Annotated in this window: 24 protein-coding genes; 1 reads left to right on the top strand and 23 read right to left on the bottom strand. The window is 49.8% G+C overall.

Going from position 1 to position 19,546, the window contains the following annotated elements:
• Positions 1-17: 17 nt before the first annotated feature.
• From atpG to glyA, 16 genes are all read right to left on the bottom strand, one after another.
• Positions 18-875, bottom strand: a complete 858-nt coding sequence (gene atpG / locus KNO92_RS01095) for an ATP synthase F1 subunit gamma (protein WP_074035890.1) — start codon at positions 873-875, stop codon at positions 18-20.
• A gap of 36 nt (positions 876-911) precedes the next feature.
• Positions 912-2,420 carry a F0F1 ATP synthase subunit alpha gene (gene atpA / locus KNO92_RS01100; protein ID WP_214694518.1) on the bottom strand — a complete coding sequence of 503 codons (1,509 nt, stop codon included), beginning with the start codon at positions 2,418-2,420 and terminating at the stop codon, positions 912-914.
• An 18-nt stretch (positions 2,421-2,438) separates the two neighbouring features.
• Positions 2,439-2,972 (bottom strand): F0F1 ATP synthase subunit delta, encoded by a 534-nt coding sequence (locus KNO92_RS01105; RefSeq protein WP_074035886.1) that lies wholly within the window; start codon positions 2,970-2,972, stop codon positions 2,439-2,441.
• Positions 2,972-3,499 carry a F0F1 ATP synthase subunit B gene (gene atpF / locus KNO92_RS01110; RefSeq protein ID WP_074035884.1) on the bottom strand — a complete coding sequence of 176 codons (528 nt, stop codon included), beginning with the start codon at positions 3,497-3,499 and terminating at the stop codon, positions 2,972-2,974. The genes KNO92_RS01105 and atpF overlap by 1 nt, the downstream gene beginning before the upstream one ends.
• Positions 3,500-3,570: 71 nt before the next feature.
• Positions 3,571-3,792: a F0F1 ATP synthase subunit C gene (gene atpE / locus KNO92_RS01115; protein WP_214694520.1), complete on the bottom strand. Its 222-nt coding sequence runs from the start codon at positions 3,790-3,792 to the stop codon at positions 3,571-3,573.
• Positions 3,793-3,857: 65 nt separating this feature from the next.
• The gene (gene atpB / locus KNO92_RS01120) at positions 3,858-4,595 is read right to left on the bottom strand and encodes a F0F1 ATP synthase subunit A (protein WP_214694522.1); all 738 of its coding nucleotides are present in this window, start codon (positions 4,593-4,595) and stop codon (positions 3,858-3,860) included.
• A complete protein-coding gene (locus KNO92_RS01125) occupies positions 4,595-5,002 on the bottom strand; it encodes an ATP synthase subunit I (protein ID WP_074035876.1) in 408 nt (135 codons plus the stop codon). Before KNO92_RS01125 ends, atpB begins: the two co-directional genes overlap by 1 nt.
• Entirely contained in the window at positions 4,999-5,226 is a 228-nt protein-coding gene (locus KNO92_RS01130; RefSeq protein ID WP_026825087.1) for a hypothetical protein, read from the bottom strand. The genes KNO92_RS01125 and KNO92_RS01130 overlap by 4 nt, the downstream gene beginning before the upstream one ends.
• A 662-nt stretch (positions 5,227-5,888) precedes the next feature.
• Positions 5,889-6,518: a uracil phosphoribosyltransferase gene (upp, locus tag KNO92_RS01135; RefSeq protein ID WP_074035874.1), complete on the bottom strand. Its 630-nt coding sequence runs from the start codon at positions 6,516-6,518 to the stop codon at positions 5,889-5,891.
• 103 nt (positions 6,519-6,621) lie between these two features.
• Positions 6,622-7,830, bottom strand: coding sequence for a hypothetical protein (locus KNO92_RS01140; RefSeq protein ID WP_214694524.1), 1,209 nt, complete (start codon positions 7,828-7,830; stop codon positions 6,622-6,624).
• A gap of 191 nt (positions 7,831-8,021) precedes the next feature.
• Positions 8,022-8,717 (bottom strand): hypothetical protein, encoded by a 696-nt coding sequence (locus KNO92_RS01145; RefSeq protein WP_214694531.1) that lies wholly within the window; start codon positions 8,715-8,717, stop codon positions 8,022-8,024.
• A 108-nt stretch (positions 8,718-8,825) separates the two neighbouring features.
• Positions 8,826-10,061, bottom strand: coding sequence for a HAMP domain-containing sensor histidine kinase (locus KNO92_RS01150; protein WP_214759777.1), 1,236 nt, complete (start codon positions 10,059-10,061; stop codon positions 8,826-8,828).
• A gap of 2 nt (positions 10,062-10,063) precedes the next feature.
• Positions 10,064-10,741 carry a response regulator transcription factor gene (locus KNO92_RS01155; protein WP_214759778.1) on the bottom strand — a complete coding sequence of 226 codons (678 nt, stop codon included), beginning with the start codon at positions 10,739-10,741 and terminating at the stop codon, positions 10,064-10,066.
• Positions 10,742-10,806: 65 nt separating this feature from the next.
• A complete protein-coding gene (locus KNO92_RS01160; RefSeq protein WP_214694537.1) occupies positions 10,807-11,055 on the bottom strand; it encodes a hypothetical protein in 249 nt (82 codons plus the stop codon).
• 99 nt (positions 11,056-11,154) lie between these two features.
• Positions 11,155-12,099: a hypothetical protein gene (locus KNO92_RS01165; RefSeq protein ID WP_214694539.1), complete on the bottom strand. Its 945-nt coding sequence runs from the start codon at positions 12,097-12,099 to the stop codon at positions 11,155-11,157.
• A 4-nt stretch (positions 12,100-12,103) separates the two neighbouring features.
• On the bottom strand, positions 12,104-13,357 hold the full coding sequence (gene glyA, locus KNO92_RS01170) for a serine hydroxymethyltransferase (RefSeq protein WP_214694541.1): 1,254 nt from the start codon (positions 13,355-13,357) through the stop codon (positions 12,104-12,106).
• 128 nt (positions 13,358-13,485) lie between these two features.
• On the opposite strand from glyA, the gene KNO92_RS01175 reads away from it, so the two are divergent.
• Complete coding sequence (locus tag KNO92_RS01175; RefSeq protein ID WP_214694543.1) at positions 13,486-14,271, top strand: alpha/beta hydrolase; 786 nt, start codon at positions 13,486-13,488, stop codon at positions 14,269-14,271.
• A gap of 50 nt (positions 14,272-14,321) precedes the next feature.
• On the opposite strand, the gene KNO92_RS01180 is transcribed toward KNO92_RS01175, so the two are convergent.
• From KNO92_RS01180 to KNO92_RS01210, 7 genes are all read right to left on the bottom strand, one after another.
• A complete protein-coding gene (locus KNO92_RS01180; RefSeq protein WP_483297443.1) occupies positions 14,322-14,864 on the bottom strand; it encodes a TIGR01440 family protein in 543 nt (180 codons plus the stop codon).
• On the bottom strand, positions 14,861-15,301 hold the full coding sequence (gene rpiB / locus KNO92_RS01185; RefSeq protein WP_214694546.1) for a ribose 5-phosphate isomerase B: 441 nt from the start codon (positions 15,299-15,301) through the stop codon (positions 14,861-14,863). Before rpiB ends, KNO92_RS01180 begins: the two co-directional genes overlap by 4 nt.
• 4 nt (positions 15,302-15,305) lie before the next feature.
• On the bottom strand, positions 15,306-15,806 hold the full coding sequence (locus KNO92_RS01190) for a low molecular weight protein arginine phosphatase (RefSeq protein WP_214694549.1): 501 nt from the start codon (positions 15,804-15,806) through the stop codon (positions 15,306-15,308).
• Between the two features lie 21 nt (positions 15,807-15,827).
• The gene (locus tag KNO92_RS01195) at positions 15,828-16,838 is read right to left on the bottom strand and encodes an L-threonylcarbamoyladenylate synthase (RefSeq protein WP_214694563.1); all 1,011 of its coding nucleotides are present in this window, start codon (positions 16,836-16,838) and stop codon (positions 15,828-15,830) included.
• Entirely contained in the window at positions 16,819-17,679 is an 861-nt protein-coding gene (gene prmC / locus KNO92_RS01200) for a peptide chain release factor N(5)-glutamine methyltransferase (protein ID WP_483297444.1), read from the bottom strand. Before prmC ends, KNO92_RS01195 begins: the two co-directional genes overlap by 20 nt.
• Positions 17,676-18,746: a peptide chain release factor 1 gene (gene prfA / locus KNO92_RS01205; protein WP_074036532.1), complete on the bottom strand. Its 1,071-nt coding sequence runs from the start codon at positions 18,744-18,746 to the stop codon at positions 17,676-17,678. Before prfA ends, prmC begins: the two co-directional genes overlap by 4 nt.
• 82 nt (positions 18,747-18,828) lie before the next feature.
• The gene (locus tag KNO92_RS01210; protein ID WP_214694566.1) at positions 18,829-19,440 is read right to left on the bottom strand and encodes a thymidine kinase; all 612 of its coding nucleotides are present in this window, start codon (positions 19,438-19,440) and stop codon (positions 18,829-18,831) included.
• Positions 19,441-19,546 lie beyond the last annotated feature (106 nt).

The following is a 19,546-nucleotide window of genomic DNA, read 5'->3' on the forward strand; positions in this document are numbered from 1 at the left end:
ATCTAGAGAGCGTGCGCTTATTCAAGCGCCGACGCACCTCCGACAATCTCTGTGATTTCTTGTGTGATCGCTGCTTGACGCGCGCGGTTGAATTTGAGCTTGAGTCCGCGAATGAGTTCATCCGCGTTGTCTGTCGCACTCGACATCGCCGTCATCCGTGCTGCGTGCTCTGATACTTTCGCATCGAGCAATGCGCCGTAGATGAGTCCTTCCGCATAACGTGGGAGGAGCGCCGCTAAGATCGTTTCTTCTTCTGGTTCGTATTCATACATCACATTGGATGCGGACTGTTCGATATCCCCGAGCGGGAGCAATTGTTGAATCTTCACTTCTTGGCTGATGACCGAGATGAACGAGTTGTAGCAAAGCTTCAATTCATCAATCTCGCTCTCGCTGAAGGCACCAACCGTCTGCTTGACGATTTCGGCGACTTCAACAAAAGTTGGTTGGTCGTTTAGCCCTGTCATCGCGCTATACACCGGAATGTTGCGTGACTTGAAGAACTGGACACCGACTTTTCCGATTACGTAAAGACGATACTCATCTGTTGATGTGTGCTTGTCTTTGAGTTCACGGTACACGTCACGCAAGACGCTGGCGTTGTATCCACCTGCGAGTCCGCGGTCTGACGTGATGACGATATAACCAGTCCGTTTGACGGGACGTACTTGAAGCATCGGGTGTGTCGCGCCTGATGTACCACCGGCGATCGACGAGATGACTTCTTGCAACTTGTCCATGTACGGTTTGAAGTTGGCGTTGTTCCCTTGGGCCCGGTTCAACTTCGATGCCGACACCATGTTCATCGCTTTCGTGATTTGCTTCGTGCTTTGGGTCGAGGTGATCCGCATCTGGATCTCACGTAATGATGCCATTTCGATTCACCACCTTAATAGACGCTCGTCACCGGATTAAACCGATGGCGAGAACGTCTTTTTGAATTCCGTAATTGCGTCGACCATTGCCTCGTCTGAAGGAAGGTTTCCTGTCTGACGGATTTCACGGCAGAGATCTTTACGGTTTTGGTCGAGCCATGCGTTCATTTCTGTTTCGAAACGACGGATGTCTGTGACTGGGATGTCATCGAGATGACCTTTCGTGAGTGCATAGATGATGATAACTTGCTTGTCTACAGAAAGCGGTGCGTTCAAGTCTTGTTTCAAGACTTCAACCGTACGCTGACCACGGTTCAACTTCGATTGTGTCGCTTTGTCGAGATCTGACCCGAACTGAGCGAACGCTTCGAGCTCACGGTAAGACGCGAGGTCAAGACGAAGTGTACCAGCAACTTTCTTCATCGCTTTTACCTGTGCCGATCCACCAACACGTGATACTGAGAGACCGGCGTTGATCGCTGGGCGTACCCCAGAGAAGAAGAGGTCCGACTGAAGGAAGATCTGACCATCCGTGATCGAGATAACGTTTGTCGGAATATATGCTGAGATATCCGATGCTTGTGTCTCGATGAACGGAAGTGCTGTTAATGAACCACCGCCGAGTTCGTCATTCAACTTCGCTGCACGCTCAAGAAGGCGTGAGTGGAGGTAGAAGACATCCCCTGGGTAGGCTTCGCGGCCTGGAGGACGACGGAGAAGGAGCGAGAGCTCACGGTAAGCTGCCGCTTGTTTCGAGAGGTCATCATAAACGACGAGGACGTGTTGTCCGCGGTCCATGAAGTACTCACCCATCGATACCCCTGCGAATGGTGCGAGGTAAAGAAGTGGTGCCGGCTGTGATGCCGATGCCGAAACAACGATTGTATAGTCGAGCGCGCCGTTTTGACGAAGCGTCTCTACTACACCACGTACAGTCGATTCTTTCTGACCGATTGCGACGTAGATACAAATCATGTTCTCTTCTTTTTGGTTGATGATCGCATCGATGGCAACAGATGTTTTACCTGTTTGACGGTCACCGATGATGAGCTCACGCTGACCACGACCGATTGGAACGAGGGCGTCAATCGCCTTAATTCCTGTTTGAAGTGGTTCGTGAACCGATTTACGCGCCATAACGCCGTAAGCTTTACGCTCAATTGGGTTATATGTGTCTGTTACGATTGGTCCTTGACCATCGATTGGTTGTCCGAGCGGGTTCACGACACGTCCGAGGAGTGCCTCACCGACTGGTACTTCCATGATGCGGCCTGTACGTTTGACAGAGTCGCCTTCTTTAATGCCTTTGTAATCGCCAAGGATGATAATCCCGACGTTACCTTCTTCTAAGTTTTGCGCCAAGCCCATTACGCCGTTAGAGAACTCTACGAGTTCCCCCGCCATAACGTTATCGAGTCCGTGTGCACGAGCGATACCGTCACCTACTTGAATGACTGTACCTGTCTCGCTGACTTCGATTTCAGAACCGTACGAAGCGATTCGTTCTTTTAGCAGGGCGCTAATTTCTTCAGCTTTGATTGTCATTGAATTCACCCCTATTTCTTACGCATTCAACAATTCACGCTCGAGGCGTGTCAATTTCGTTTCGATCGTATCATCGTACGTCGTGTATCCGACTTGGACACGGAGTCCACCGATGACTTCTTCATCGACGACGTTCTTCAATTGGAGCGTCTTCCCGAGCTTCTGTCCGAAGACGAGTTCGACGTCTTTCAAGTCTGTTGCCGACAACGGGTAGGCGCTTGTGACAATACCCTCTGCAATCCCACGATAGTCGTTGATGTAGTCGCGGACGTAACGTGGCAATGCGCGAACCTCTGCCGCACGGTCGTTTTCGACCATGACGAGAAGTGTGTTCACGACAATCGCCGTCATATCACCAAAGCTGTCTTTTAAAAGCTGTGCAAGCTCGCTGTCACTGACTGCCGGATTCGTTAAGAGATCCATGAGTTCAGGAGTCGCGTGGAGCACTTCATCGAGCAGACGCACTTCCGCTTCGACTTGGTCGAGCGTGCCTTGTTCCCGTGCTAAGTCGAAGAGCGCTTTGGCATAGCGTTTTGCTAGTGATGCGTTCATCAGTTCGCACCTTTCGCTTTAGACAGGAAGTCTGTGACGAGGGCACGTTGTTTCGCTTCATCACCTTTAAGGTCTGATTGAAGGACGTGGCGTGCTGCCGAAAGCGCCTGTGTGACGACTTCCGTTTGAAGAGATTGTTTCGCAAGCTCACGCTCACGCTCAATCGCTTTCTCTGCCTCGATTTTAATTTGTTCAGCTTCCAAACGCGCCTGCTCCACCAAGCGTGCTTGTTCTGCTTCTGCTTGTCGACGGCTTGCGTCGAGCATTTCTTTCGACTCTGTACGTGCCGCACTGAGTGCATCACGTTGTTCGACGACATAGTTTTCCGCATCTTTGCGGCTCTTTTCAGCGAGCTCAATCTCATTCGCTACATACTCTTCACGCTGTCTCATCATTCCAAGGAGTGGTCCCCAAGCAAATTTCTTCAACAGGGCCAAGAGTACGAGGAATGTGAAAATTGTAAAGATCATATCTAGAATGCGGAGGCCTTCGCCACCAGCACCAGCTGCAATCATCATCGTATCCATGCATACCCTCCTCTTGACTAAATAAGTGAGGGAGACGTGCTCCCTCTCATGCTATTCTCGTTAACTCGGAATCAAGAGTTGAGGAGAAGGAAACCGACAGCCACACCGATGATCGGGAGGGCCTCAACCAAACCGATACCGATGAACATTGTTTGACGAAGTTCGTTTTTGAGTTCTGGTTGACGTGCTTGTCCTTGTACTGTTCCGTATACGATCAAACCGTTACCGATACCAGCTGCGAGTGCTCCAAGACCGATAACAATTGCTGTTGCGAGAAGATTAAGTTGTTCCATTGTGTATATTCCTCCTAAAAGTTAAGTAAATAAGTTGTTTGTAACGCTTTGGCGAGATGTCCGAATCAATGTTCGGCCGAAGCTTTGTGCCCGATGTACACCATTGCAAGCGTCAGGAAAATGTAGGATTGGATAACCCCGATAAAGATTGAGAAACCTTGCCATAGAATCATTGGTACGACCGCAAAGATTGCGCCGAGCGGGTTGAGTGCTCCTTCGGCTGTAATCGCGAGTCCCAAGATGATGGTAATCATGATTTCACCGGCAAAAATGTTACCGTATAGACGCAAACCGAGCGTCAACGTGTTTGCAAACTCCTCGATCAATTTGATCGGAAGTAAGAACCAGACTGGTTTTACGAATTCCGTCGAATAGTGCTTGAATCCGTGTAGCTTCACCCCGTAGTAATGCGACATTGCAACGACGAGTGTCGACAACGCCAAGGTTACGTAAGGATCGGCCGTCGGTGAGTTGAACCACAGATAGTGTCCGGAAATGACGTTAAACGGTAGACCCATCAAGTTTGAGAAGAGAATGAACAAAATCAACGTCATCCCAAATCCGATAAAGCGTCCTCCTGTCTTCCAGTCCATCGCACTAGCGATGATTCCACGCACGAACTCCGCGAAGAATTCCATGAAGTTTTGTTTGCCAGTCGGCTTCATAGCCAAACGTCTTGTTCCCCAGATGGCGAATACGAAGACGAGTAACGCTGCTATTAGCACTGTAATGACGTTCGTCCAGCTCCCGTATAACGTATAGTCCCCAAAGTGCAGAGAATATGTGGGAAACTCATGACCCATTAATATTCACCTCTTTTCCTGCTGAGCTGGGCAAGTGTGAACTCGCCAAATTGTATGATGTGGCCGGCGATTAGACCAGTTACCACCGCGATGACGGACACCCGATCCTCATAGAGAAGACCGACTATCACTGCTAACGCACCGACCGCCATTCTTGAAACGGTCCCGTGCGACTTTGGTCGTCGTCCATGCTCGATGACGTCATACATGCGAATGACGCTCCGATTCTGCATATGTAGAATGATGAGACTTCCGACCCCGCCGATGAATAGCCCGAGAAATACGGCTTTATACATCGGGATGATGAATGCGCCGATGAGCAAAATCGCAAACCAGACGGTAAACCATTTCGTATAACGCTTCATCAGTTCTTTCTGTGCTTTTCTGTCTGCTTGAATCGTATTCATTCGTCCTCTCCTGTCAATAAACTCCGAAGGGTGAGAACTAGCGCCGTAATCCCGAACACGAGTCCGAGGATGATCGACACATTCCAACCAAACGTGCCCCAAAATTCACGTCTTTCGCCGTACTGTCCGACGAGATAACCGATGACGATCGGTCCAGCAAGTGCTGTTGAAATTTGTGAAGCGAGTGAGGCATAGGATAGGTAACGATTGTCTTTTTTCGCCATCCTGGTCCCCCTTTCACGCATGGTGCGCTTCTCTGTTCTTCACGGATTCACACTCGCGTGACCATCAAAAGTCACACAAGTTCAGAGTAATAGAAATGGCATAAGAAGTCAATGAATTTCACAATTATAAAAGCGCTTTAAATCAAGTCGTATCAATAGTTTTACGCACTTCATAAAGTAAACAATTGATGCACTTTTTAAAGAAATTGTGAAGAAACGTTGAAATAAAAATGTTGACTTTATAACATTTCATAAACGGAATCAGATGAAGAATAGTTCATTTATACCCCCACGTTTTGGAAATTTCAATCGGTAAACGTTTACGTTCACAAAGAGTTACGAAACGGTCGTTGACTTCATTTTGAAATCGTTTTCAACGTCCTGTTTTAGTATACCGAGGATGTTTTTGCCATGTCGAGCGATTTTGCCCATTTTTTTGTGAGGAATCTCATCGCTCTTTTTGGACGTATTTTCACGTGGCGTCTAAACGAAAGATTGTGGGATTCTATTTAAATAAGAAGAAACAGCATTCAAGTGTCTCGTGTTTCGATTTCTTCCCGTTCACTTTTGTGTCTATTTTGTGACATTCAAAAATGACAAATATTATTTGAGACGCATCATGAAAAAAAGCGGAAATCGCATCGACGATTCCCGCTTCATTCTTACTTTGTACCAAACAAACGGTCACCCGCATCCCCAAGTCCAGGAACGATATAACCGTGATCATTTAATTTTTCATCGAGTGCCGCGAGATAAATCTCGACATCCGGATGTTCTGCTTGCACACGCTCTACGCCTTCTGGTGCTGCACAAAGACAAGCCAGCTTGATTGACTTCGCTCCGTGTTTTTTAAGAGCCGCGATGGCATCAGCAGCAGAACCGCCCGTTGCAAGCATCGGGTCGACGACGATGAAGTCGCGTTCCGTCACGTCTGTCGGGAGCTTCAAGTAGTATTCGTGTGGCTCAAGTGTTTCCGGATCACGATAGAGACCGATGTGGCCGACTTTTACGTTCGGCATCATTTTGAGGAACCCATCCACCATACCAAGTCCTGCACGTAAAATAGGGACGATTCCCAATTTCTTGCCGGCAATCATCTTTTGAGTGGAAACAGAGACCGGTGTCTCGATTTCTACATCTGTTAGGGGTAGGCTGCGCGTGATTTCGTATGCCATAAGTGAAGAAACTTCGTCGACGAGTTCACGGAACTGCTTCGTCCCCGTCTCTACTTTTCGCATAATCGTCATTTTGTGCTGAATCAAAGGATGGTCATAAACATGTACTTTTCCCATCTTACTTCACTCCTCTCTCATTCTCTCTCGAGCATTGTACCCTAACTCTGTTGAGATGGGTAGAGCCAACTTCTATTTTATCAGAGGTCAGACGCCCTGAACGTCAATTGACCTGGAAATAGTCGTTCGCAGGAAGTTCATATGACCGAGACGTCGTTTGGTCGACTAAATAGAATTCGGTTTCCGTCTTCCATACGTCAAACGACTGTTTCGTCAATTCTCTATATAAGTGTAATTGCCCCATGTTGACGGCATTCGTCGGCTTCTCACGCATTTGGACGTGAGACAATTCATCAAACAGTTCTTGGGTTTTTGGTCCGTCTAACCAGACCGTATCTCGGCTAGATTCAAAGACAGCGAGTTGCATCTCCTCATCAGTTGGTCGTGACGACATCTTGTTCAGGACCGGTCGGCGGACGTGTCCCCAGATTTCAAGGACGGTACCGTACGTTTTCGAGAGCGCAAGTGAGGTTTGTTCAGACACGTCCTCCTCGATCGGTTGTTCCGAGAGGATGATTCGTTTCATCAGTTCTCGATGGTTTCCTTCGAGCGAGAGTTCTTCTTCTTTGGCGTCGACCTTCATGTACGGCGCTTCGTACATACTCGGAAGAACGAGTTGTCTAAGCGAAGGGGTCTTCCCGATTTGTAGAGCGACTCGATTGTCTGCCCGCCTTGTCAAAAAGACATAGCCTTCGTTTTCTCCACTTTGGAACGGGAACAGTTTTGGTTCGACAATCGGATCAAGCGTCCGGCCGTTCCGAATGGTCTCGAACGTCACGTAGATCGCACCCGTGTCCGGCGTCGTGTAACGGAATGCCGAATCCGCAATCACTGCTTCATGGGTATCGTTCATTTTAAACGTGCTCGTGATTTCTTTCATGTCCTCGACGCGATCAAACTCAATCGTCGAGACGACCTCTGATTCGACGAATCGTTCCTTGTCGAGTGCTTCAAACTCTGGAATCGGTTCAATCGCAAACGTCCGTTCCATCAATTGGTTACTGTTTGCACAAGTCAGATATCGCTCTTCCCCTGCTGCAAAATACTTCACATTTTTATAGCCGAGTGCTTCGTAAAGAGGGTGACGGAATGTCACCTCTGCCACCTTCGCTCTCCGTTTCGGTAAGACATCGGTCGGACGCTTCTCGCAATATGTAAGCATATTTTCTTTTGTTTGTTCGGTTAATGCCACCTCAGGCTCTTGTTCGACTCGATAAGATGACAAAGGACGTAATTCAATCGCGTTCAACGTCTCGGCACCACATCCACTCAACAAGATACAACTGAGTAAAATCCCCCAGTACGTCCGCATTGATGTTCCCCTCATTCCCAATTAGGTGAAAACCACCTAAATTTTTCTTGTACATCATAACATATAACCTATTTTTGTGATGATTTCAGAATTATTACGTTTCTGATGGTTGGGTAGAAGCTTTTGATTGGATATATATATCTACAAAAAAGAACCAACCTCTTGAGAGATTGGTTCTTTCGAATCTTTAATTAATCATTCTCGCGTTCATCTTCAGAAGAATCATCTTGTGAGGAATCGTCCTGTGAAGAATCCTCTTGCTCATATTGGTCATCGTCGGATTCATTGTCCACTTCGATGACTGCTTGATCTCGATTCACTTCAAGTTTGACGCGATCCCCGACCCGAGGTGTGTCGTCATCGATTTCAGATTGTGCGGCGAGCGGATACGTTTTTTCTTTTCCATCGATGTTGACTGTGACTTCTTGATCTGTGAGTTTAACGAGCGTTCCAGTAATATATGCATCGTCATCTCCGCTTTCACGGTCCACTTCTTTCACTTCATCATTTCGATTCAATTCGAGTTTCACTCGGTCACCGACTTGCGGTGTATCGTCGTCAATCTCATGTGTTTGCGCTAAGCGGTACGTCGATTCTTTCCCATTGAAGCTGATTGTGACATCTTCTTTTGTCAGGTTGACAAGTGTCCCGTATAGTTCATAGTCATCTTCTACTCGTGAAGATGATGAGTCATCTGATGCGTTGACGCTTGAATCTTCTGCTGACGAAGAATCGTCCGCTGTTTCTTGCGATTTGTCGTCACTCGCTTGATTGATGGCTTGCGGGACGATGACCGTGTCCGTCTGATTCCCGCTCACATAAAATCCAATTCCTACAATTGCCATGACGCCAAGTAAAGCTCCGATGATCCAGCCGATGCGTTTCATGTTCATTTCCTCCTCGTGATGTGTTCTTCTTATTTTCATCATAACCCTCATGTGTGAGAGAGCATTTAAGACTACATTAGAAGTTGATGAGAAAATGCGAAATGTTCATCATCGAGTGAGGAAAAACACACTGCCGTCAGGATCATTCGGTTCGCTTCCGATCGTCCAGCCGTTCACATCTGCGACTTCCTTAGCAATCGCAAGACCAAGTCCACTCCCGCTCCGGTCCCTCGCCTCATCCAATCGATAAAACCGGTCGAACAGACGAGCTCTTATCTCATCTGACAAGACAGGTCCCCTATCGCACACTTCGATTCGATTGTCTGTCAGGTGAAGGTTCGTCTCTGTTGCATATTTCAAACTATTATCGATCAAAATGACGAGAATGCGTTGTAACGATTCACGATGTCCATACCAGCTACCGTTCGCATCGATGGGAAGGTGTACGCCGTGCGACCGTAAAAATCGTTCTGTTAACATGTCTCCAAGCTCAGCCAAATCAATGTCTTCTCGGTCGACCTCTTCAAGCGCAGCGAAGCGATTTAATTCTAGCATCGGTTCAATCAAATCGTTTCGCATCTGTCGCGACTCCGTCAAAATATGATCGATTGCCTCGGCGCGGACACTCTCGTCCTCTTGTCCCCAGCGCTGCAATAATTTCGCGTAACCTTCGATGACGGTCAGTGGTGTTTTTAGTTCATGTGAAACATCGGCAACGAAACGTCGCTGTTGGTCCATCGTCCCTTCGACCCGCTCAATCATATGGTTGAATCCGTTTGAAAGGAGTGTCACTTCGTCCTTTCGGTCATCGACCTCAATCGTTTCTAATTTGCCCGATTCGGTAATCCGTTCCATCGTATCCGTCAATCGCCGTAACGGCGACAGCCCTTGGCGTAAAATCCACCATGTACCGAGGAAGGTCAAAAGGACGGCTAGGAAAAACATGACGAGAAAAATTGTCGCCAACGCTTGAATCGTGTCACTCACCGCTCGGTCTTGAAACCCGAATGCCAGTCCATCCGTCGTTGCGACGACAAACCAGTCATCGATGAGTGCCGGTTCTCCGTAATTGATGGGAAACTCTGTTCCATTCGGCACTTCTCCACCGATGATTCCCCACTCCCCGTTTTCTTGACGCTCTAGAACGACACTGTCTTCATGAAGGGACAACACGGCATCGCTGTTTCGGACGTCTTCTTCTAATAAGTTTAACGCTTGTAGTAACACGTCAAAACGTGAATCGACGATTTCTTGCCTCGCGACGAACCATGTCACGCCAAACGAGACGAGAAGGAGCAGCAACATGAACCCGGTCATCGCCCAGGCGATTTTTGTACGTAACATGTTCACTCACCACGCTTCAACATATACCCGACACCACGGACGGTTTGAATCCAAGACCCGGTCAGTTTCTTTCGGACATAACGGACATATACGTCCACGACGTTCGTATCACCGAAGTAATCAAATCCCCACACATGTTCGACGAGTTGATCACGGGTCAAGACGCGCTCGGGGTTCTCTAAAAAGAAGACCAATAAATCAAACTCCCGTCGCGTCAAATCGACTTTATTCCCCTCGCAAAACACTTCATGTCGATTCACATCGACCTTGAGTGTCTCATAGGTCAGGACATGCTCGGAATGGTCCTGCCGAACGAGCTGGCGCATGCGCAAAAACGCCCGAATGCGAGCGAGCACTTCTTCGATTTCAAACGGTTTCGTGATGTAGTCATCAGCCCCTAGGTCGAGTCCACTCACTTTGTCATAGCGGTCTCCACGAGCCGTCACCATGAGAACCGGCAACAGCGGTCGTTCTTCTTTTAATCGACGGACTACCTCGAGTCCGCTCATTTGAGGCAACATGATATCGAGTAAGACGAGGTCGATCTCGTTAGCGACGGCCCGCTCTAAACCACTACGCCCATCTGTCGCCACGACGACTTCATACCCTGCATGCTTCAACTCTAGTTCCAGTAACCGTGCAATCTTCGAATCATCTTCTACGACCAGAATCGTCTGCATCCTGCTCACTCCTTTGAAAAAACGCCGAGCGGACCGCTCGACGTATTGGTATTCATTTCCCGAAATCAATCCTCAAAAAACAGACGGACGCCTTCCGGGATTGCTGATTCCACTTGTCGTTCGAGACGGTCTTCCCATTGGTCCCACGTCTCATCGACTTGCTCGATTTGCTGCTCGATGCCCGTTGCCGCGAGCGACAGTTGCGTGAGGCTTGATTGCCCCGGTGTCGTAAAGAACAAGAAACCGGCAAGTCCGATTCCCATCAGTCCGATTGCCAATAAACTAGTCCCAATTGTTTTCAGTAAACGTTTCATTCGCGCATCCCTCCTACTCGCATCATACGAGGTGAAAACGAGAAATCGAGGTGGAGTTCATTAAAATTTCATGAGAAAAGGCGCTGCTTGCGCAACACCTCACTCGTCGAGCACGGATTTCGCAATCGGCGCCCAATACGTTCCTTTCATTTCTGACACGGTCGTCAACGTCTCTCGATAAGCGGGATCGTCCGCTTTTTTCTCGGCAATCCCTTTCATCCATAGGACGTCTGCCTTGTACCCAGACTCAGGATAGGAATCGAGATAAGAAGCGTAATCCGCGATTTTCGCTTTTCCTAACTTGTTGTCGACAAGGAGTCGATAAAATCCAACCGCCTGTTCTTGACCTGCTTTCGCTTCTCCGTCGAGCAACTGTTCAGCTTGCTCGTACTGTTTGTCTTGTACGAGCGCTTCGACCTCCGCTAACTGTACGACGTCAGTCGCTTGTTTCGGCTTCTCTTCCGCTGAATCACTTGGTGCTTCTTCTTGACCTTGTAGCTGTTCATTTTCCTTCTCAAGTCGAGCGACTTCCGCTTCTAGTTCCTTCAAGCGCTCCGCCATCGCCTCTTCCTCGGTCACCGTCTCGACGACGACTTGATCGGTCTCGCTTGGCGGGACAATCGGAGGTTCGGTATCTGGCCAAAACACGAGCGCAGCTGCAGCAAGTCCCACGACGAGCGGAAGACCGAGCCATTTCTTATCAAACTTGAAAGCCTGTCGCCACTCGGCTAAATCTGAGTGCTGGATGACGGCCGGAGAAAACGAACGAAAGCGGCGCTTGGCCGCTTTTTTCCCGTTCGCCTTCACTTCTAGCGCAAGACCTAGTCGATGGAACGCAGCGGGCACTTTCATCCCGAGGAGCGGTACGATTCGTTCGCTCGCTTCTTCGTAATAGCCATGGTCGAGGAGCGTCGTGATGACCCCGAACTCACTGGCGACAAGACGGAAAGATGGGTCGTGTTCCCCCTTACGAGCCAACCATTCCGTCATATCGAACAATGGGAGTTCGGATAGCTCTCGTTCTGCGAGTGTCCGGATGTCCATTGACTCAGCCTCGTTCTGGGTAAAGTGGGAACTTCGCAGTTAACGTACGCACGTCTTGAAGTGCTTCTGCGAGTACCGACTCATCTTCATGTTGTTTGAGTACACGACCGATTAGGCGTGCCACTTCTTGCATATCGTCCTCTTTGAAGCCACGCGTCGTCATCGCTGCCGTACCGAGACGGATTCCGCTTGTGACGAACGGTGACGCTGGATCGAATGGGATCGTGTTTTTGTTGACCGTGATCCCTGCAGCGTCGAGCGCATGCTCCGCCGCTTTCCCTGTGATGTCAATTCCTTGAAGGTCGACGAGTAAGAGGTGGTTGTCCGTTCCGCCCGATACGATTCGGAGCCCCTCTTCTTCAAGACCAGCCGCAAGTGCCTGTGCATTGGCGATGACTTGACGTTGATAGTCTTTGAATTCTGGTTGGAGTGCCTCTCCGAACGCAACTGCTTTCGCTGCGATGACGTGCATGAGCGGTCCACCTTGAATTCCTGGGAAGATGGATTTGTCGATTGCTTTCGCAAACTCTTCTTTACAAAGAATCATACCGCCACGTGGTCCACGGAGTGTCTTGTGCGTCGTTGTCGTGACGAAATCCGCATGCTCGACCGGGTTCGGGTGAAGACCTGCTGCCACGAGTCCAGCGATGTGTGCCATATCGACCATGAGGTACGCATCGACACTGTCCGCAATCTCACGGAACTTCGCGAAGTCGATTGTACGTGGATAAGCCGAAGCTCCCGCGACAATCAATTTCGGTTTATGTTCTTTCGCGAGCGCTGCGACGACTTCATAGTCGATGTGTTCTGTCTCTTTGTCTACACCGTATTCGACGAAGTTATACTGCACTCCCGAGAAGTTGACCGGGCTACCGTGCGTCAAGTGACCACCGTGTGATAAGTTCATCCCGAGCACCGTGTCTCCTGCTTCAAGCACTGTGAAATAAACTGCCATGTTCGCTTGTGCACCAGAGTGTGGTTGTACGTTCGCATGTTCTGCACCGAACAATGCTTTCGCACGGTCACGCGCCAAGTTTTCAGCGACGTCGACAAACTCACAGCCACCATAATAACGGCGTCCTGGATATCCTTCGGCATATTTGTTCGTCAATACGCCTCCTTGCGCTTCCATGACTGCTTCTGAAACAAAGTTTTCTGAAGCGATGAGTTCGATGTTGTCGCGTTGACGACCGAGCTCGTGTTGCATTGCCTCAAACAATTCTGCATCCTGCACTTTTAACTTCGTCGTGTTTACCATGTGAAGACCCCCTCTAAATGTCTAAAAATCAACACCCCCATCGTACCACACGCTTGTTTTTTTGGGTATCGCTATAATCTGACGAAAAGTTGGGTATCATTTAGAGAGAATGCAAAGGAGGTCACTTCATGATTGAGACAAAAGAAATCACGATTACACCGTTCGAACGCACCCGGACGGTTCGGGTGTATACACCTGCCGACTATGAGACATCGGAAAAACGGTATCCCGTTCTCTATATGCATGACGGGCAAAACTGTTTCGCTGACGAGGAGGCAAGCTACAACATGAGCTGGCGCATTGGTGAATATTTAGACGCCTCGAAACGTGACTTGATTGTCGTCGCCCTCGATAGCGCCCCTGGGGAAAAACGACTCGATGAGTACGGACCGTGGGAAAATCCATACATTGGGGACAGCCTGCTCGGACGAGACATCGTCCTTGGTGGGGAAGGATCGGCATACATTGAATATATCGCCCAAGAACTAAAACCTAAAATCGATGCCGACTACCGGACCATTCCGGAAGAAACGGCGATGATGGGAAGCTCGATGGGTGGACTCATCTCGGTCTACGCAGCGTGTGTGTATCCTGAAATCTTTAAGCGCGTTGCTTCCTTATCGTCTGCCTTCTGGTTCAATCAAACCGAGCTGGAGCAATTGATTGAGGCAAGTGATTTAAAAGGTGTCGAACGTCTCTATTTAGACGTCGGTGCCAAAGAAGTCGAAGAACCGATGGAGAACGGACCGACGAATGAGATGTATCTGGAGTCGAGCGAACGGGTGTACAACCTGTTAAAAGACAAGGTCGAGCACATCCGTTTCGAAGTGATCGAAGAAGGCGTCCATAACGAACTTGCATGGCGTGAACGTTTCCCGATGGTCGTGTCGTATTTATTCGGTGAAGAGTTGTAACCACAAAAAAGCATCGCATTCGGTCGAAAAACCTGAATGCGATGCTTTTTTCATTTGTTTGGATAGTGAGCTCGTGGCCCACCAATCAGTTTTGGTCTCGTGACCGCAAACGTGACGTACGCTTCGCCGAGATGTTTCGACGATAGTCGGACCGGGATGGCCACTGGCTTCAAATGCATCCCAATCAACGTCGAGCCGATGTCGATTCCCGCATCCGCTTGAATCGATTCGACGACACATGGTTCCTCGAAGTTCGCATATGCCTTCTCCGACATCGCCCCACCCGCCGAACGGACAGGAACGACCGTCACCTCTGTGAGACCGAACTGCTTGAGCGTCCGTCGTTCCACGGTGAGAGCACGGTTGATATGCTCACACCCTTGGAACGCCAAATGGACACCCGTCTTCTCTTTCAATTCAAGGAAGGCCTCCATCAATTCTTCTGCGACGTCGATGGACCCTGCCTTGCCGATCGTCTTCCCAAGCACTTCACTTGTGGAGCATCCGATGACGAGAATACGCTCATCATTCAACGGGAACCGTTCGTGAAGCTCCGTTAATAATCCGAGAAGTTCCGTCTTCATCGGGCTCACTTCGATTCGTATGCGCTCATCTTGTCGACACGGTTTGAATGGCGACCGCCTTCAAAGTCCGTATCAAGCCACGTCGCCACCAAATCGACCGCAAGGCCAGGTCCAATGACACGCTCGCCCATCGTCATGATGTTCGAGTCGTTATGCTGACGTGTCGCTTTCGCACTGAATGAGTCGTGAACGAGTGCCGCACGAATCCCTTTGACTTTGTTCGCTGCGATCCCGATTCCGATTCCTGTACCGCAAATCAAAATCCCACGATCGAACTCGCCTGCCGCGACAGCTTCTGCGACCGGAATGGCTACGTCTGGGTAGTCAATCGAGTCGGCCGAGTGCGTGCCAAAGTCTTTATACTCATGTCCGAGTTCCTCAAGCAATGCTACGATGTCTCTCTTTAAGTTGAATCCGCCGTGATCGGCGCCAATTGCAATTTTCATTCGTTCATTCCCCCGTCTTCTTTGGTAGGCGTCTCGGTGGTTTCGTCACCTTTGACCCATCATTCGTTAATTTTAGCACAAGTCGATTCACGAGTGGCTCGAGTTCGTTTCGCACTTGGCGATACACATTCATCGAACCGCCGAACGGGTCATTGATGTCTCGCTCAAGCCCTGTCACGAATTCGTAGAGCGTGTACGTCCGCTCTGCCAAATCCGGGTATGTATCCCGAATTTGTTCGCGGTGCGCACGTGTCATCGTCAAGATGATGTCTGCCCAATTTCCTAACACCTCATCAAACGTCTGGGTGACGTGGTCGAGCTCGATCCCACGTTCTCTGAGAACTTGCAGTGCATTTTCAGAAGCATCGAATCCTTGCATTGTCCGTAGACCGGCTGAGCGAATATCAAACTCGTCCCCAGTCATTTTCGAACGGAGCAAGGCCATCGCCATCGGGCTTCGGCACGTGTTGCCACTACATATGAATAATACGCGTTTCATTGACATCGCGTGTCCTCCTCTATGTCTTTAGGCATCTTTCGTCGGGTGAACGACCTTCCCTCCCGCCGCTTTGTACAAGCGGTTATAGACGGCTAAGGCGACCCCGACCGGTTCAATCTTGTTCACATAAATCTCATCGACGTCCGTTTCATCAAATCGACGAAGGGCATCGTATAAACGTTGCGCCGCCATTTCCATCGAAGTACCGAGGGAATAGGTGACATCAGCCATTGTCGGCTCTTCATCGAATACGAGTGCACCGATCCGCAACCCTGTTTGCTTCCGCTCCTCAATGACACGTTGTAAATCTTCACGTGTGCCATCGACTAAAAAGACGGGCGCCGTTGGGGCATAATGCGTGTATTTCATTCCCGGTGATCGTGGTGCGGCTTTGTCATCACTCAAATTGGCATCTAAGGCGACCGGTCCGATGACAGCTTCGATTTCTTCTCGCGTCACGCCACCCGGTCGTAAAATCGTCACCGTGTCCCCCGTACAATCGATGACGGTTGACTCGACGCCGATTCCAGTTGGACCTCCATCGACAATCCCCGCAATCCGCCCGGCCAAATCGTCAGCCACATGTTGAGCGGTCGTCGGAGACGGACGCCCGGAACGGTTCGCACTTGGTGCCGCAAGCCCTAAGCCTGACTCGCGAATCAACTCAAGTGCCGCCGAATGATTCGGCATCCGAAGTCCGATGGAATCCAGTCCTGCGGTCACGAGCGATGAGGCTCGGCCGTTTGAAGGCAAGATGATCGTCAAAGCGCCTGGCCAAAACGCATCCATCAAGCGCATGGCAACAGAAGGAATCGAATCGACAAACAGTTTCGTTTGTTCGATTGAAGCGATATGGACGATGAGTGGGTTATCCGACGGTCGGCCCTTCGCCTCGAAAATCTTGCGAATCGCCACATCATTCATGGCGTCCCCTGCGAGACCATAGACCGTTTCTGTCGGCATGGCGATGATTTCACCCGCTTGAAGAAGACGTACCCCCTCTTCAATCTCATTCGATTTAATCCATTTCGTTTCCATACGCAATCCCTTCCCTTACGGCATAGACGATACGGTCCTTGCCGTTTATATCTTTTAAAATACCCGTTTCTGCTTCAGGATAACGTTCAGACAGTAATGATTTCACATCTTGTCCTTGGTTATACCCGATTTCAAACGCAATCAATTGCCAATCGGCACGTAAGACGCGCACTGACTCTGAAATCAGTTGGCGATACATGTCGAGTCCATCCGCTCCGCCAAAGAGTGCGAGATGCGGTTCATAGCCGACAACCGTTTCATCTAATAACACGTTGGCCTCGATATATGGTGGGTTCGAGACGAGAATCCGAATCGATTGATCGGCAATCGGGGCGAGTCCGTCCCCTTCATAGAAGCGAACATTCGCACCGAGCGCTTCCGCATTCCGTTTCGCGACTACAATCGCTTTCGGGGAAATGTCGACCGTCTGTACCCGGACACCGAGTTCTAAACTGAGCGTGATTGCAATCGCCCCGCTCCCTGTTCCGATGTCCACGATTTCATCGTCTGCTACGTGACGAATTTGCCCGAGAAGCCAGTCAATCAACTCTTCTGTTTCCGGTCTCGGGATCAAGACGTCCCGATTCACTTCGAACGAGCGACCATAAAACGGTGCCTGTCCGATCACGTGTTGTACGGGTTCTCCAGTCAATAGACGCTCGATTCCGGCTTCGAACCGTTCCGATTCATCCGCGGATAGTTCATCCGACAATCGAACGAGGAGACCTGTTCGGTCGACATCAAGCACGTGCATGAGCCACCATTCGGCAGCCGCACGGTCACGCCCGGCCTTTTGAAGCCGCTCTTCTGTCTGCTTAAGTAGCGCAGCGACACGCATCATTCCGCATCCTCCATGAGACGTGCCTGTTCATCCATGATGAGGGCGTCAATGATATCCTCGAGTTCACCCGCTAATACACGATCTAACTTCTGGAGCGTCAATCCGATACGGTGATCGGTGACACGACTTTGTGGAAAGTTATACGTGCGAATCCGTTCAGAGCGGTCCCCTGTCCCGACAGCGGATTTCCGCTGTGCCGACAGTTCTTCCATATGCTCGCTTTGCATCTTGTCATACAGACGTGCCCGAAGCACCTTCATCGCCTTGTCTTTGTTTTTATGTTGTGACTTCTCATCCTGACACGAGACGACGAGACCGGACGGGATGTGTGTCAAACGGACGGCGGACTGCGTCGTGTTGACGGACTGTCCTCCTGGACCTGACGAAGTGAACGTATCGACACGTACATCTTTCATATCGATATGCACCTCGACATCTTCCGCTTCAGGCAAGACGGCAACCGTTGCCGTAGACGTATGGATTCGCCCTCCCGACTCCGTCGACGGGACGCGTTGTACACGATGCGCCCCGTTCTCAAACTTGAGCTTCGAGTAAGCACCTGCCCCGTTAATCATGAACGTGACTTCTTTGAACCCACCGAGCTCCGTATAGTTCGCGTCAATCAGTTCAACTTTCCAGTTTTGACGCTCGGCGAATCGCGTGTACATCTTGTATAAATCGCCCGCGAAAAGGGCTGCCTCGTCTCCACCTGCCGCGCCTCGGACTTCGACGATAACATTCTTATCATCGTTCGGGTCTTTCGGAAGCAACAAAATCCGCAACTTCGCTTCAAGCTCTTTCACTTCCGGCTCCAAGAGATTCATCTCTTCTTTAGCAAGCTCGCGCATGTCGGCATCGAGCGTCCGGTCTTCGAGCATTGCCTTCGCTTCTTTGAACGCCTCGCTCTTCTCTTTATATTGACGATACATCTGTACCGTCTCTTCTAACTGCGCCTGTTCTTTCGAATATTGTCTCAACTTCGTCGAGTCGCTGAGCACTTCTGGGTCGGCGAGCATTTCATTCAATTGCATATAGCGATCTTCTAATACACTTAAACGGTCAAACATGATGATCCGTCCTTTCTCCGTCAAATCAAACTCTATCTATTATAGCAAAAAAACGGACCGCCGAGGGCGGTCCGTTGATTCATCAGTCTACCACCGTATGGCGGACCGGATGTGGTTTATTCGGTACGTCATGGCAATGACGGCATCGCGGTTCGTACGACTCCGAAGCGCCGACCAAGATGACCGGATCTTCATAACGAGCCGGCTGTCCGTCAATCAATCGTTGCGTCCGTGAAGCCGGTGCGCCACATGACAAGCAGATCGCCTGCAGTTTCGTCACAAACTCCGCACGCGACAACAGTTCAGGCATCATCGTGAACGGTTCACCTCGAAAGTCCATATCGAGCCCGGCACAGATCACGCGTTTGTCCTCGTTCGCGAGCTGTTCGATGACATCGACGATGCCTTCGTCAAAGAATTGTACCTCATCAATCGCGATGACTTGCGTTTCTTCCCGCACGGCATCGTATAAGTCTTGGCTCGATGCGACGGGTACCGCCACGACCGAGTTGCCCGTATGTGAGACGACGTTCTCTTCATGATACCGGTCGTCGATTGCTGGTTTGAACACTTGGACCGGAATCTTTCCATAGTGAGCGCGGCGGACACGGCGAATCAATTCCTCCGACTTCCCTGAAAACATACTCCCACAAATCACTTCAATCCAACCGTATCGGTTCGTCACATGCATCATTGTTCTTCGCCCTCTCCATCGATAATCGCTTTCCGATTATACCTATCTTTCGAGTTGAGGAAAAGGGTTGACTTCTTCCAAATTTTCTTAGAAGTGAATCCGCCCT

The sequence above is a fragment of the Exiguobacterium sp. s129 genome, from assembly GCF_018617585.1.
Classification (GTDB): Bacteria; Bacillota; Bacilli; order Exiguobacteriales; family Exiguobacteriaceae; genus Exiguobacterium; species Exiguobacterium aestuarii_A.

Coding starts and splice junctions, on each gene's coding strand:
- KNO92_RS01195 (WP_214694563.1), bottom strand. CDS start 16,838: ATGGAAACGAAATGGATTAAATCGAATGAGATTGAAGAGGGGGTACGT.
- KNO92_RS01140 (WP_214694524.1), bottom strand. CDS start 7,830: ATGCGGACGTACTGGGGGATTTTACTCAGTTGTATCTTGTTGAGTGGA.
- atpG (WP_074035890.1), bottom strand. CDS start 875: ATGGCATCATTACGTGAGATCCAGATGCGGATCACCTCGACCCAAAGC.
- KNO92_RS01190 (WP_214694549.1), bottom strand. CDS start 15,806: ATGTCAATGAAACGCGTATTATTCATATGTAGTGGCAACACGTGCCGA.
- KNO92_RS01175 (WP_214694543.1), top strand. CDS start 13,486: ATGATTGAGACAAAAGAAATCACGATTACACCGTTCGAACGCACCCGG.
- KNO92_RS01150 (WP_214759777.1), bottom strand. CDS start 10,061: ATGTTACGTACAAAAATCGCCTGGGCGATGACCGGGTTCATGTTGCTG.
- atpF (WP_074035884.1), bottom strand. CDS start 3,499: ATGGATACGATGATGATTGCAGCTGGTGCTGGTGGCGAAGGCCTCCGC.
- upp (WP_074035874.1), bottom strand. CDS start 6,518: ATGGGAAAAGTACATGTTTATGACCATCCTTTGATTCAGCACAAAATG.
- rpiB (WP_214694546.1), bottom strand. CDS start 15,301: ATGAAAATTGCAATTGGCGCCGATCACGGCGGATTCAACTTAAAGAGA.
- KNO92_RS01160 (WP_214694537.1), bottom strand. CDS start 11,055: ATGAAACGTTTACTGAAAACAATTGGGACTAGTTTATTGGCAATCGGA.
- atpA (WP_214694518.1), bottom strand. CDS start 2,420: ATGACAATCAAAGCTGAAGAAATTAGCGCCCTGCTAAAAGAACGAATC.
- KNO92_RS01210 (WP_214694566.1), bottom strand. CDS start 19,440: ATGATGCATGTGACGAACCGATACGGTTGGATTGAAGTGATTTGTGGG.
- atpE (WP_214694520.1), bottom strand. CDS start 3,792: ATGGAACAACTTAATCTTCTCGCAACAGCAATTGTTATCGGTCTTGGA.
- prfA (WP_074036532.1), bottom strand. CDS start 18,746: ATGTTTGACCGTTTAAGTGTATTAGAAGATCGCTATATGCAATTGAAT.
- KNO92_RS01125 (WP_074035876.1), bottom strand. CDS start 5,002: ATGAATACGATTCAAGCAGACAGAAAAGCACAGAAAGAACTGATGAAG.
- prmC (WP_483297444.1), bottom strand. CDS start 17,679: ATGATGCGTGTCGCTGCGCTACTTAAGCAGACAGAAGAGCGGCTTCAA.
- KNO92_RS01145 (WP_214694531.1), bottom strand. CDS start 8,717: ATGAAACGCATCGGCTGGATCATCGGAGCTTTACTTGGCGTCATGGCA.
- KNO92_RS01155 (WP_214759778.1), bottom strand. CDS start 10,741: ATGCAGACGATTCTGGTCGTAGAAGATGATTCGAAGATTGCACGGTTA.
- KNO92_RS01105 (WP_074035886.1), bottom strand. CDS start 2,972: ATGAACGCATCACTAGCAAAACGCTATGCCAAAGCGCTCTTCGACTTA.
- atpB (WP_214694522.1), bottom strand. CDS start 4,595: ATGGGTCATGAGTTTCCCACATATTCTCTGCACTTTGGGGACTATACG.
- KNO92_RS01130 (WP_026825087.1), bottom strand. CDS start 5,226: ATGGCGAAAAAAGACAATCGTTACCTATCCTATGCCTCACTCGCTTCA.
- glyA (WP_214694541.1), bottom strand. CDS start 13,357: ATGGTAAACACGACGAAGTTAAAAGTGCAGGATGCAGAATTGTTTGAG.
- KNO92_RS01165 (WP_214694539.1), bottom strand. CDS start 12,099: ATGGACATCCGGACACTCGCAGAACGAGAGCTATCCGAACTCCCATTG.